This is a genomic window from Fictibacillus aquaticus, from assembly GCF_002245695.1.
Classification (GTDB): domain Bacteria; phylum Bacillota; class Bacilli; order Bacillales; family Fictibacillaceae; genus Fictibacillus; species Fictibacillus aquaticus.
In genome coordinates this window covers 640,724-653,468 of sequence record NZ_NOII01000003.1, presented here as the reverse complement: position 1 = coordinate 653,468, position 12,745 = coordinate 640,724, and the positions used below count along the sequence as shown (strand labels likewise).

At 44.0% G+C, this 12,745-nt stretch carries 11 protein-coding genes; 7 read left to right on the top strand and 4 right to left on the bottom strand.

Features of this window, described 5'->3' with window-relative positions:
- The first annotated feature begins 2 nt into the window (after positions 1–2).
- Together CGZ90_RS13625 and CGZ90_RS13620 are read left to right on the top strand one after the other, a co-directional pair.
- Positions 3–908: a hypothetical protein gene (locus tag CGZ90_RS13625; RefSeq protein ID WP_094253046.1), complete on the top strand. Its 906-nt coding sequence runs from the start codon at positions 3–5 to the stop codon at positions 906–908.
- Between the two features lie 4 nt (positions 909–912).
- The gene (locus CGZ90_RS13620) at positions 913–1,692 is read left to right on the top strand and encodes an SH3 domain-containing protein (protein WP_094253045.1); all 780 of its coding nucleotides are present in this window, start codon (positions 913–915) and stop codon (positions 1,690–1,692) included.
- 47 nt (positions 1,693–1,739) lie between these two features.
- Here CGZ90_RS13620 and CGZ90_RS13615 read toward each other — a convergent pair whose 3' ends face one another.
- Positions 1,740–2,906, bottom strand: a complete 1,167-nt coding sequence (locus tag CGZ90_RS13615; protein ID WP_094253044.1) for a lysozyme inhibitor LprI family protein — start codon at positions 2,904–2,906, stop codon at positions 1,740–1,742.
- 227 nt (positions 2,907–3,133) lie between these two features.
- On the opposite strand from CGZ90_RS13615, the gene CGZ90_RS13610 reads away from it, so the two are divergent.
- From CGZ90_RS13610 to CGZ90_RS13590, 5 genes are all read left to right on the top strand, one after another.
- Positions 3,134–3,646: a sigma-70 family RNA polymerase sigma factor gene (locus CGZ90_RS13610; RefSeq protein ID WP_094253043.1), complete on the top strand. Its 513-nt coding sequence runs from the start codon at positions 3,134–3,136 to the stop codon at positions 3,644–3,646.
- The gene (locus CGZ90_RS13605; RefSeq protein WP_094253042.1) at positions 3,643–4,689 is read left to right on the top strand and encodes a DUF4030 domain-containing protein; all 1,047 of its coding nucleotides are present in this window, start codon (positions 3,643–3,645) and stop codon (positions 4,687–4,689) included. The genes CGZ90_RS13610 and CGZ90_RS13605 overlap by 4 nt, the downstream gene beginning before the upstream one ends.
- 147 nt (positions 4,690–4,836) lie before the next feature.
- Positions 4,837–5,100, top strand: a complete 264-nt coding sequence (locus CGZ90_RS13600; RefSeq protein ID WP_094253041.1) for a hypothetical protein — start codon at positions 4,837–4,839, stop codon at positions 5,098–5,100.
- Between the two features lie 231 nt (positions 5,101–5,331).
- Entirely contained in the window at positions 5,332–6,219 is an 888-nt protein-coding gene (locus tag CGZ90_RS13595; RefSeq protein WP_094253040.1) for a DUF1672 family protein, read from the top strand.
- Between the two features lie 12 nt (positions 6,220–6,231).
- Positions 6,232–8,325 (top strand): SA1320 family protein, encoded by a 2,094-nt coding sequence (locus CGZ90_RS13590; RefSeq protein WP_094253039.1) that lies wholly within the window; start codon positions 6,232–6,234, stop codon positions 8,323–8,325.
- A gap of 81 nt (positions 8,326–8,406) precedes the next feature.
- Here the strand turns inward: CGZ90_RS13590 and CGZ90_RS13585 are convergent, their stop codons facing one another.
- The 3 genes from CGZ90_RS13585 to CGZ90_RS13575 form a co-directional block, all read right to left on the bottom strand.
- Positions 8,407–9,819: a sodium:solute symporter family protein gene (locus CGZ90_RS13585; RefSeq protein WP_094253038.1), complete on the bottom strand. Its 1,413-nt coding sequence runs from the start codon at positions 9,817–9,819 to the stop codon at positions 8,407–8,409.
- A gap of 87 nt (positions 9,820–9,906) precedes the next feature.
- A complete protein-coding gene (locus tag CGZ90_RS13580) occupies positions 9,907–11,523 on the bottom strand; it encodes an N-acyl-D-amino-acid deacylase family protein (RefSeq protein ID WP_094253037.1) in 1,617 nt (538 codons plus the stop codon).
- A complete protein-coding gene (locus CGZ90_RS13575) occupies positions 11,516–12,739 on the bottom strand; it encodes a YgeY family selenium metabolism-linked hydrolase (RefSeq protein WP_094253036.1) in 1,224 nt (407 codons plus the stop codon). The genes CGZ90_RS13580 and CGZ90_RS13575 overlap by 8 nt, the downstream gene beginning before the upstream one ends.
- Between the last annotated feature and the right edge of the window lie 6 nt (positions 12,740–12,745).

Below are 12,745 nucleotides of genomic sequence, written 5' to 3'. Positions count from 1 at the left end.
ACGTGAACAACATCAACTTTTTTAATAATACTGGCCAGGAAGTTAAATTCAGCTTTTTAGAAAAGCCGCCTGCTTCGTCTATGACAGAAGCGTTCATTTATGTGAATGCGGCGAACGAGCATATGGTAATAAAAAATGGCGAACGCCTTACAAAGAGTGAATATCGTATCGGCAAGTACCGCACTGTATACAAGATCAACATGCAGAGCAAGACGTATCACTATTCGCGTGAAGTTCAGTCAGCTTCTAAAGGGCGGGATTTCAATGTAGACCTCGGTGTTGATCTTTATGTTCATGATCCCCGTCAGCTCGTTGAACAGAAAGCGTTTGAGATCGGCCGGCTTGTAGAAAACTATCTGCCACACTGGGTGGAAACGAACGCACTGCGGTACCACATCGAAGAAGCGAACTTGTTTCACCAGTTCATTGAGGATTTCTTTACTGTTTCACCGCTCATTTCCGCTCTTGATGGTGTTGGGGTGTCTGTCCGAAGTCCACGAGTGATGATTAGGCAAAGCCAGCACGAACGGGCCTTGGACAAAGATGATTATGGTAAAGATCGCGGCTATGATCAACTAATTGCTCATGCCAACCGAATTCGTCATTTCATTGAACATGGCGATCTATTAACAGCTATTATGCTAGCTGAATCAAATCCTCCAGCTGTCAAAATGGTAGAAGCACAGATTCAGAAAGAAGAATCACTGCAGCTTGAAATGAATGCTCACCTGCACCGTTTGGCTACAGATTCGAACGTGGACCAGATTGAAGCGCGCGAACAGATGGAAAAGCTTCAAATCCTGTTCCCGTCATTGAAAGCAGGATCACAGCAGGCGCAAATGAGAAAACCCGCTTCATCCTCTGACATTCTTGATGATATTTATGAGTCTAATAGGATAAAAGGTTAATACTATGGAAAATCTGCTGAATCAATTATTTTGGCTCTATGCACCGCTCACTTTCTTGCCTGAGTGGGCACGAATTGCCATCGTGACGTTTATTTCAATTCTTTTAATTAGGCCGCTTCTCCTCTCGTGGCTGCCTAAGCTATTGAAAATTGCCGCGATCATATTAAGCAAAGTCGTCGAACTGATCTCGTCTCCTTTTATGATGATCATCAATAATGTTCAGAAAAAAAGAAGAGCTGCAGGAAACATCTACAACCCGTTCTGGGTCGACTGGATTGAAGGTTTCTTTTCCTTTTTTATGTTCATTTTCAAAAAGATTGAGCTGCTTGCATTGAAAAAACCGAAAAACCCTATGCGTATTAAAAAGTGGACACGCAACATCGCGATACTAGCAGCGATCTTATTTTCATTAGCGATTACAAACGGTCCGACCGAAAGCTACTCGATGAAATGGAAAGAATTCGATTACTATATGACCGTTGATAAACTGTACAGAGAGCTTGGCTTCAGTGCAGCTGAAACCACTGCTTCATTTGAAACGGAGGCCGAAGAAGCTTCAACGAGCGGCATCCGACTGACATTAAATGAAACGTATAAAAGCGGAGGCAACGTCCGCAGCGGCCCTTCTCTCAGTTCAAAAGCCGTAGATGACCTTGTCTGGGGAGAAGAAGTCGCTTACCTCGATGAAAAATCCGAAGACAGCGAAGGCCGCACATGGCTGAAAGTACGAACTAAAGAAGGCATCATTGGATGGGTGTCATCGAAAATTATGAAAAGAGCGTAAAACATAGTCGGGGTCCGGTACCAATGGTACCGGACCCCGACTATGTTTTACTTCATATATAGATTAACAAGCTCATAGCAGCGTTCTTTCGTAGAGTCAGCCAATGATTCAACCTGCACGACTCTAGAAAGTGAACCGCCGCCTTCGCGATCAAACTCAGTCTGTGCGACTTCATCACGTGTCTTGATCCACTGAATCTGCTCTGTTTTTAAAACCTGAAACTCTGAATCTGCCATGTTATCCTTCAAAATGCTGTATATTTCGTTCAACGCTTTATCCCACAACTGATAGTTATGCCCTGCATCCTCAAGCAGCTGGTAATCAGATTCATACATCCTTTGCCACTCTTGTGCAGCGATTAGATCTAACTTATTTAGGTTTTCACTCTTGCTGTTTGAGGTGATACTGACCGTTTCTTCCTCTGCTGGAGTTGATGGTTCAGTAGCCTCCGAGGCCTCTGGTGCCTCAGCAGCCTCTTCCTCTTGCTCAAAATCGTGAACGATCATCGTATCCTTCGAACTGACACCCATCGTGTACTCATATTCATTGCCTTCCATGGACGACATTACTTTGATCACATAAGCCTTTGCCCCAGCTTCTGCAGAATCGTATTCACGGACAAATTCCGCTTCCGTTCCATCTTCAGAGAATAACTTAACCGCATCTTCTTTCGTAAGCTTCAGGTCTTGATTCTCAATCGTGCTGGCACTCCACCGGTCCAACTTCCAAGTGTCATCTTCCTTCGTCAGCGTGAACTTCCAGAGTGACCCTGTATTGTTAATCTCGGTTGCCGGTTCCAATGCCGTAATATCCAGCACGTCCTCTTTTTTCTGCTCGAATGTTAATCCGACAGTATAGCTGATATGAGGCATGAATGATTGATCACACTCACAATAATATTCTTCTGCCATCTTTTTTAAATCATTATCTGTGAAACCTTCTGTCGCATAAGGCAGCAGATCGGATCTCATCATGCTGAAATCAGCAGGATTCTGCGTGCCCCAGCCGTTCTCTTCCCCGGCTTTTGTAAAAATCGTCTTCACTGACTCAAGGTTCGTACGCAGGATATCACTTACCTCGTCTTGTTCCAGCTTTTCCACACTTACCTCTTCTGTTTTCACCGTTTCCTTCGTCTTAGCAGTCTGCTCTTTCTCGCCGCATGCGGTCAGAAGAAACAGTGACATTATAAGCATAAATCCAATTCTGTGATGCATTTCTTCACGTCCTGTTCTGTTATTTCCAAGCTGTCATTTCTTGACACAAAATTAATCTTACCACCATGTAAGGAAGTGTCAATATTGTAAAATAAAAAGAGATATGGGGTACGGTACCATTTCACTGAAACTGGTACCGTACCCCATATGAAAAATACTTTAAGCCAAATACAGGAAGTATTCGTCTAATAGATGTTGACGCAACAAACACATTAGGGGGTGAGGGCTTGCAGCAGCTAATAGAGAAAGCGAAACGCGGAGATGATGCAGCGTTCCTTGAGCTTTTTAACGAGTATCAGGACTTGCTGTACCGGATGGCATTCCTGCACGTAAAGAATAAGGACGACGCGCTTGATGTAGTGCAGGAAACGGCATATAAATCTTTTAAGAATCTGAGCACACTGAAAAGCCCGCATTATTTTAAAACATGGCTTATTAAAATTACGATGAGCACGGCGATTGACCTGCTGAGAAAGAAAAAGAAAATAACGGTGCTGAAGCCGGAGTATGCGGAAAGCCTTCCCACTTCCGATCACGACATCGCACTTTCACTGTCGCTGAAGGAAATGCTCAACACATTGACAGAAGAAGAAAAATCCATTGTTTTTCTTAAATATTACGATGACTGCACGATCCAAGAAATCGCCGACACTGTAGAAATTCCGCTCGGGACCGTCAAATCGGTGCTCTACCGGGCATTAGGCAAGCTGCGAAAACAAGTGAGGAGGGCTGATTTATGAGCAGTGCATTTAAACAAACGTTTAACGAGATTGAGATTCCAGAAGAGCTCACGCAGCGTGTGAAATTAGGAGTTTCTGAGGCAAAAGCAGAGCTTGTGAGCCCTGTGCCCGCTCCTCTTCCATCCAAAATGTCATGGCACAAAAAAGCAGCTTACACGATTTGTACGGCAGCAGCTGCAGCCGGCTTGCTCATCGGTTCCGCTTTTGTATCGCCAACAGTTCAGAACGCTTTAGCTAATTTCCCGTTTTTCAGCTCTCTATTTAAATCTGGTCCTGTAATCGGTTTGATTCATGATGAACTTCGCTATAAAGGCTACAATGTGATGTCTATTGCGCAGCCTGCTGGCAGCGAAAAGATAATATCCATCTACATTGATGCACCGGATAAGGAAATACAATCATCAGAAGCTGATGTTAAGAAAATAGCAAATGGAATTCTAGCAAGCCAAGGCATTGACGCGTATACCGTTAAAGTGGAAAAATACATCGAATTTACAACAAAGGGCGAATACGTATTTACTGCCGAGGAAAAAATACTTGATCAAATTCATATGAACATCCATGAAACACTGAGAAAACAGGGATACTCCTTCCAAACGGTAGGACTCGGAATAGATAAGTCCGGAAAATTGATGGAATATACGATCGAAGTGCCTCGAAACGAAAAACGCACGGCTGAGATGCTGAAAACAGCGGAGCAAATCGTGGCGGACGCTAGCAGGAGTGAGAAGGTTCGAATCGTGACGCTGAATATTGAGGATCTGGAGACTGAGGGCAGAAAGAGCAACATTGTCTCTGCCCTCAGCGAAGGTCTCATGGGCAAGTCCGAATACAAAGTGAACAGTATCAGCCACAAAATGAATCCGTTCACGCTCATCATTAAGACTTCCGTACACAGTAAAGATGAAAATGCACAAAAGGTCTCTGCAAACATCCAAAATGCTATAGATGAGTTCCTTTCCTCCCCTGAAATGAAAGACTATGTAAAAGGCATTTCTTATGAGATACAGATATTAAGTAAGGATAAGAAGAAATTGAATTAATACACGAAGCTGTCTCTGGATGGGGGCAGCTTTTTCTATTACTAGATAGTTTGCTCTCTTGCTAAATTTGGGTATATATCAGGTGGCGGCTTATTAAATAGAACTTTACAATAATGATGGAATAAAAGATGAATGAGGAGATTGAGAATGGAACTTTCATTTGGTTTTTTAATTAACATTTTCGTGGCCATTTATTTGTTTATAAAAGCTCCACAGTATGGAAGAAACAAATGGCTATGGAGCATATTCGGGCTTGTGTTCAGCTTCTTCACTCTCGGCTTTTTCTTTATTGCTACAGGGAGAAAAGGACTTGGATGGGCCATCCTTATTATCTGTATCATAGGGATGATTTTAGGAGCACTTTTATTGTTTGGAATATTTTATATGCTATACAAAGGGATGGGCGGATGATTTTGCAGTTATTGGACTAACCGGGGTCCGGTACTACAGGTACCGGACCCCGGTTAGTTCTTTTTTTATAAAAAAATAGTAAAAACCTCACAGCGACATCGTTCATATGATGTTGTTTTTTTACTTATTATGGGTATATATTAGGTGGCAGGCAATAATGTGTAACTTTACAATAATATAGGACGTATAATTGATATCGTATTTCTCACCACCCAGGGAGGGTTCATACATATGTTAAACACAAACAAGTTAGGAATGATTACAGCACCTCTTCTTGGCATCATGCTGCTCGGAGGCTGTATGAAAGGAGAAACAGAAACGGTGAAAAAGGAAGCAAATCCACTAGTGAGTGTGCAGGAATACACGGGTCAAGGATATAAACTGCCTAATGGCGATAAAAACGATAAGATCGCGGAAGCAAATCGAGATAAGATCCTTCCCGCGATGGAAAAGTTTTTCTTAGACAAATACAAAACAAATGTGGAAGTACATAACATCGTAGGTAATAAACATGGTGCAACTGTGTTTGTAGAGTCCAAAGGCGAGCCTCACTTCAACACATTTGCCATCATCCCAATTGATAATAAAGAAAACGTACGACCAGACGGAATCTGGACAGAAGAAGGACAGGTTGAGTTTTCTATAAAAAGCGGACTTTATGCCATGATTTACGAAGAACAGCTTAAAACACTTGATATGTACCTCGAAAAGCTGACAAAAGAACAACCAGTCATAGGGGTTCAGGCTGAAGCTATACAAAACACGAAATCAACCGGCTATACGACTCCCTACTATTTTATAACTGTTCCAAGTGACAGTTTTGATCCACTATACAAAACCTACTTGGAAAAACCGGAAACAACGAAAGCTGAGTATCAGGCTGCTGTTAAAACCATTACACCTGATCCTGAACTTTATAACATCATTATTAATCTATATATGAAGGATAAAAACCAAAAGCCTGATCAAACGCTCTTTGACCAGATCGTTGCGGATCTTGAAAAAATGAACCTGCCTCCAGGTCTGCACACTGTGTCTCTTCACGAAAATTCCATAGACATCGACAGCCCTAATGAATCAAAGGATAACTCTCTTGAACGAGAAATCCAAAAATACTAATGGAGGTCGCAGATGATTAATGTGAAAAAGAATATTGAAGCTCCACATCATCAAGTAAGCGATCAGGACTTAGTGGAGATTTCCGGCTACCACGCTTATATGGATTACACTGAAAAGCAGATTGTACAGGTTAACGGAAACAATTACAGGGTGAAGGATATTCATGAAGACACTTCGAATGGTCTGAACGCCATTACCTTTCAATCTCTGGAAACGAAAGAAATGCTTATTGCCTATACGGGTACCGATACAAAAGACAAAAAAGATATCATCACTGATGCACAGCTTTTGAGTGACATGGTTCCTGATCAAGTACAGGCGGCTAATGATTATTTTAACAAGATGGAACAAAAATTCGGCCCCGTTTCCTACGTTTGCGGCAACTCCCTTGGCGGCGGCAATGCAAATGCGGTAGGCGTCGCTAATCCTCACGTTAAGACCGTCACGCTCAATCCTGCCCTGCTCCCAGAAGGCGTGGTGGATTATGACAAAGAGTACACGAACATCACCAACTACTTCGGCGGCTACGATGTTTTAACAAAAGTCGAGACCGGTCTGTTTCTCGGCCATCGAATTCCAGGTAAACAAATTGAAATCAACCACGGAATCCCTGATTTTTCTTACCTTGCAACCAACCATACCGGCTACATCGGCAAAAATGAAACTGGAGAACAGATCTATATGATCGGTCAACCTGGCCAGCCAGGGTACGGTGCGATCTATATCGATGCCGATGCTGGTGTCGTCTCGAGCATCTGGACCGGACAGTCGCTTCATTATGGCCAGACTGACCGCATTGACATCAACACAGAAAACATGCAGCAGCTTGCCGACTCGCTCGGAGGCCATGTGAATGACCGCATGTCTCTCGTGAAAAGCTACTTAAGCCTTTCTGGTGATGTCGTCGAGCATGAAGGCAGCCGGTATTATGAGCGCCTTCATACTCTTCAGGAAAACTTTCGCGAAATGTTTGAGGATGCTGCGGGAAGCCCGCTGTTTTCTGGCATTACGAGAACAGGCAATATTATAAAGAACGAAATCTATCACCTTATCACCCTGTTGGATACTGCTGAGTCCAAGGCGCAGTCGCTGAACTATGTCCTAAACTCCCCTCCTGCTGAGCTGGTGGAGTTTGTTTTCCAAAAGGATTTGAACGTCGACACCTTGTTTGGTGACGCACGCAACTACTTGTTTAAAGTGAGATCTGGTGTTGAGGAGCTGACAGACCTGATCCCTCACTTTGTGGCAAAAAAGTTTCCAGAGTTTTTCGAGGGCGGGACTAACCATTTTTCAGACGCCGTTGTCGGTGAGATCATGGCACACTACGAAATCGTCGGCAAAAATAACGTCACAGTCAAACAACATTTAAAATCATATGAAAACCGCGCTTCTTTGACAGCAGGAGCTTTTGCAGAGCGAGATAAGCTAGTTGCCGGCGGGATTTCTACCGGCGTTCCTCCAGGCTTGAGTGTGCCGATTGTCGGTCCAATCGGAGACTTTTCATTGCAAGACTCACCTTATTTAAAAGTAGGAATGAAGTTTTTAGAAGTGCAGCTGGATATCGCGTTTTTAGCATTCACCCAATTCAGCCACAGCCGCCTCCTCCCTTTGCTCGGAGTACTTGAAGGAGCAGCAGTTGTGCTAGAAAGCGTTTTAGAAGGAATTTCTGCTGCCATAAAAGGAGCCGTTTCCTTCATCTTAAACGGAAGTCTGCCAATGAAACTCGCAGGCATGCTCACCGATTTTGACGAAAAAATCCAGGCACTTGTTAACGACGCCCTCGAGCCGCTTGATGAGCTGGCAAATACGGTAGAAGGATTGCGCCGCGGCTTAGGCAACCTGATTGTGTTTTATCCAACTCTGTTGAACAATTTCAAGCCATATATAGAAACTGCCCTATTCAGCAAATCAAACTACTACAGCGTCCACTTGTATAACCTCGCCGCGATGAACATACTTGAGGAAATGGATATGCTGTTTAAAGACATCGTACACCAGCTATCCGGACATAAAGCAAACGCAATCGATGCCCTTCACCAAGTATCAGCAAAAGTAAAAGAAAACATGGCCGTACTTCATGAGCAGGTCGATCGCGGGACGTTATAGCATAAAAAATAAAAACTAGTGGGGTCCGGTACCAAAGGTACCGGACTCCACTAGTTTTTTGTTCCTCTTTCCTGAAGCCATTTATGATGAGATGTTCTCATTTGAGCTATAAACAGAAGGAGCATTCGGCACTCCTCGTAAATGATCAATCCATACTACAATCAAGAAAGTTATTAGACTTGCTAATCCGCCTGCAACGACTGCCATGATGCCAAATGGCTCTTTAGCAAACTGCCAGTAAAAGCCTACGATGCTTCCTACAATGATTGACCAGAAACCTGCGTTTGGCGTGGCTTTTTTCCACATCAGTCCTAGTATGAATGCTGCGAATGGACCAGTTGATCGAATGGTAAAGGCAAAGACGAGCAATGGAATGATTTGCTGGCTGAACAATGAGATCCCTACTGCAATCACACCTGTAGCTACAACCGCCATTTTGCTGATCTTTAGTTCTTGATGATCTTCAATTTTTTTATTAAAGAATTGTCCGTGAATGTCCTTTACGTATACACTCGCTACTCCGAGCATATCTCCCGATGCACTTGAAAGGGTTGCGGAGATGACACCTGATAACAACAGCCCCGCTATAACTGGAGGCAATAATTCAGTTGAAACAGTTGCCAGAGCGCTGTTAGGATCAATACCTGGGAAGCTGGCGCGTGCGATTAATCCGATTATGGCTGGAATAAACGCATAAACACACATCAATGCTGCGCACAAAACGGATCCCCATACCGCAATTTTTTCATTCCTAGCAGAATAATAACGTTGTACTGCTTCTTGTCCAGTAGAAAATGTCATGAAATAGAGAACGATAAGTCCGAGTATTGTTTTCCAGCCAATTTTAGTAAAGCCCATCTGTTCAGGTGGAAGATTTGACACAACGTGGTCCCAGCCGCCTGCAGCCGATAAGGCAAATGGAATAGCGATAGCAAACCCGAAAACGATTAGAAAGAATTGAACAAAGTCCGTTAAAGTTACACTCCACATGCCGCCAAGATATGTGTAAATAATAACTCCGATCCCGGCAATGAGGATTGCGCCGACCATACTGAAACCTGTCAAAACGTTGATGATTGTTGCTGTTGCAGTAATCTGAACAGCAGTCAGAACGGTCAGTGACACGATGGAAAGCACACTTGTCATAACATGGCTTCCTTTGCCGTAACGCCTGCCGATAATTTCAGGCACGGTTGTCGCCATCGCCCTTCGCATATATGGTGCTACAAACGATACGAGGAAAATACCAATTCCCGCTGATACAACATACCAGCCAGCAGACAGCCCCCATTCGCCATAAGCTTTGGAAGCAACACCAACCGAACTGCCTCCCCCGATTTCTGTTGCAGCAAGCGTACCGGCAAGCATGATAGGTCCTAGCCTTCTGCCAGCCAGATGATAATCTGAACTGTCTTTAATTTTTGTTTTAGAATAAATACCGATTCCAATCATAACTGCCATATACACAATAATAATCGCCCATATCGTCCCCATGCAGATCCCCCTCGAATTTCATATTCTATCCAAACAGCAAAAACTGTTGAAGCTTTAATGAAAATACTAGGTGCTCATACTGAACTATTATTTTTGTTTAACCGCCATGCTGCTGTACTGTCTTCTGATAACCTTGCCGGCAGGTTTTTCATACGTTCCTTGAAGATCCATGACCACACTGCCATTGACCAGCACATAAAGGATTCCTTCAGAAGCCTGTCGCGAGTATTCATATGTCGCTTTATCGATGACACGATCCGGATTGAAAATAACCAAATCAGCAGCAAGGCCTTCCCTAATAATCCCTCTATCCTGAAGTCCGATAATTCTAGCTGGCTGCGATGTCATCCGGCGAATCATTTCTTCTAGCGGCAGCACGCCCTCTTCCCTTACATATTTGCCTAGCACTCTTGGAAATGAACCATACGCACGCGGATGAGGTTCTCCGCCAAGCAGCCCATCACTTCCAATCGCGCCAGCGGGATGTGCCATGATCTTTTTAACAGAATCCTCATCCATTACAAAGTCAATCATCCCAACGGCGTTCTTCTCTTCTAAAATCAAATCCAGTGCGACAGATGCTACATCTTCCGTATCGCGAAGCTTTGCAATATCTTCAAGATGCTTGCCGACAAGATGCTGATTCGCACTTGAATCTACTGATGTAATAAAAATCCCTGTCCAGCCTGCCCACTTTGAAATGCTGTCCCACCCTTTTAAACCCGTGCTCATTTCTTGGGTGACACGTGCGCGGACCTCGGAATCTTCCAGCCGTTTCAGCATCGCTTCCGTTCCGCCATCATGCATCCATGGCGGCAGAATGGCACTAAGCATCGTGCTTCCAGCCGTATACGGATATTGATCGAACGTGACTTCAATACCAGCTTGACGCGCTTCATCAATAATCCGCAAAACATCATCCGTCTTGTACCAGTTGTCCTTGCCGCAATTTTTTAGATGAGAGAAGTGCAGATGTGCTCCTGTCCGTCTCATGATGTCCACGAGCTCTTCCATAGATTCAAGGATTTCATCACCCTCACTTCTCTGGTGTATAACGAGCGGAACACCGTATTCGGCAATCACCTCGCACAATGCTTCAAGCTCCTTCATCTCAGCAAAACAGCAAGGAGGATAAATTAGTCCCGTCGACAGCCCAACCGCTCCTTGCTCTAGCGATTCTCGGAGAACTTCCTTCATCTGTGCGATTTCCTTATCTGTTGCCGGCCGGTTATCGAGCCCCATAACGGTCATGCGAATGTTTCCATGAGGAACAAGAAACGCCAGATTATACGACGGCTGATTTTTTTCGATCTTCGTCAAATAAGAGTCAACATCGTTCCAATCCCAATTGATTGGAGGCGTACCATCAAGCCCAGCAAGATTCTTTTTCCATGCTTCAATAAATTGAGGAGGAAGAGGAGCGGCAGCAATTCCGTCCTGTCCAAGCAAATCAGTAGTAATCCCCTGCATGACCTTCGCTTTAATCAGCGGCTGATCCAAGATGACAAGGTCGGAGTGAGTATGCATATCAATAAAGCCAGGCGAAATGATTTGCCGTTCTGCATCAATCACTTCTTTTGCACTCTCTGATTTAAGGTGTCCGATCTTTGAAATCACACCGTCAGTTATTCCGATATCCGCGTAATACCAAGGAGATCCTGTGCCATCGACCACCTTTGCATTAAGGATTAACACATCAAACATACTCCTGACTCCCTTCCGTTTGAGAGATTGCTGTGATAGACGTGAATGCCTTCATAAGCGCATAATAGCCAACAACAGCCTGATGAAGCTGATCGATCTCGATGTATTCATCATCAATGTGTGCCATATGTTCCTGGGACGGCCCAAAGCCTACTGTTTTTATCCCTTTTTCGCCGGCAAAGTGGCTGCCATTTGTGCAAAAAGAATAATGAGAGACCTTCGGATTAAACCCTTGCTCTTTCAGCGATTCCAGCCCTGCCTGCACGAATTCTTCATTTTCATCAAAAAGCCAAGCAGGAAAGTATCTCTCATCCCCGATTTTCTCACCCGTATAGCATTTCTCTTCGCCGTACGCATAAGAAACAGACGCCTGCAATTCCGGGTCTTCCTTTTTCATTTCATGGATAATCTTTTGAATCGGAGCCAGCACCGAATTTTTCGTTTCCTCAACTAAAAGACGGCGGTCAAACGTAACTTTACAATGAGAAGGGACAACAGAGGCCCCTGGATATGGCGCTGATTTAATATCAGTCAGCTCCAAAATCCCTTTACCTAAAACGGGATGCTCCGCAATCTCCAGCTGCTGAATTCGCTGCAGCAGCTGATTCATTTTATATACGGCATTAATTCCTTTGTCAGGATTTGAGGAGTGTGCTGATTTCCCGAAAGTCTCAAGAACAATCTCTGCGCGGCCTCTTTGTCCCCGGTTCAAATTCAAATTCGTTGCCTCACCGATCACAACGTAATCTGGATTGACCTTTTCACTTACCTCTCTTGTCGCGACACCTTCAAAACATTCCTCATGAACACTGCATGAAACATAAATTGTGCCAGGAAAGTTCTTATTGGTGTCTTCGGCAAAATAGACAGCCGCTGCAAGCATGGCACTTACTGCCCCTTTCATATCAGAGGTGCCTCTGCCATAAATCCTTCCATCTTTTATGTCACCAGAAAACGGACCTGTCTGCCATTTTGCTTCATTTACAGGCACCGTATCGATATGCCCGTCGAACAAAACGCTCGATCCTTTTTCTGTCCCTTTTATTTCAAGAATGAGGTTGCCGAACTTATCTGTAAAAACAGAATCAAAGGGCTTCGATTCACCAAACTCTTTTATAATAGAAGCGACGAACTGCTCCTCACCCGAGTAGCTTTTCTCTTGTACCAAACGCTGACAAAGACTCGTAATCTCTTCTTTTCGCTGTTCATTCAGCATGATTTT

Excerpts from the sequence above, each read along its gene's own strand:
- CGZ90_RS13585 (WP_094253038.1), bottom strand. The coding sequence starts at position 9,819 with ATGGGGACGATATGGGCGATTATTATTGTGTATATGGCAGTTATGATT.
- CGZ90_RS13615 (WP_094253044.1), bottom strand. The coding sequence starts at position 2,906 with ATGCATCACAGAATTGGATTTATGCTTATAATGTCACTGTTTCTTCTG.
- CGZ90_RS13575 (WP_094253036.1), bottom strand. The coding sequence starts at position 12,739 with ATGCTGAATGAACAGCGAAAAGAAGAGATTACGAGTCTTTGTCAGCGT.
- CGZ90_RS13590 (WP_094253039.1), top strand. The coding sequence starts at position 6,232 with ATGATTAATGTGAAAAAGAATATTGAAGCTCCACATCATCAAGTAAGC.
- CGZ90_RS13605 (WP_094253042.1), top strand. The coding sequence starts at position 3,643 with ATGAGCAGTGCATTTAAACAAACGTTTAACGAGATTGAGATTCCAGAA.
- CGZ90_RS13620 (WP_094253045.1), top strand. The coding sequence starts at position 913 with ATGGAAAATCTGCTGAATCAATTATTTTGGCTCTATGCACCGCTCACT.
- CGZ90_RS13595 (WP_094253040.1), top strand. The coding sequence starts at position 5,332 with ATGTTAAACACAAACAAGTTAGGAATGATTACAGCACCTCTTCTTGGC.
- CGZ90_RS13580 (WP_094253037.1), bottom strand. The coding sequence starts at position 11,523 with ATGTTTGATGTGTTAATCCTTAATGCAAAGGTGGTCGATGGCACAGGA.
- CGZ90_RS13600 (WP_094253041.1), top strand. The coding sequence starts at position 4,837 with ATGGAACTTTCATTTGGTTTTTTAATTAACATTTTCGTGGCCATTTAT.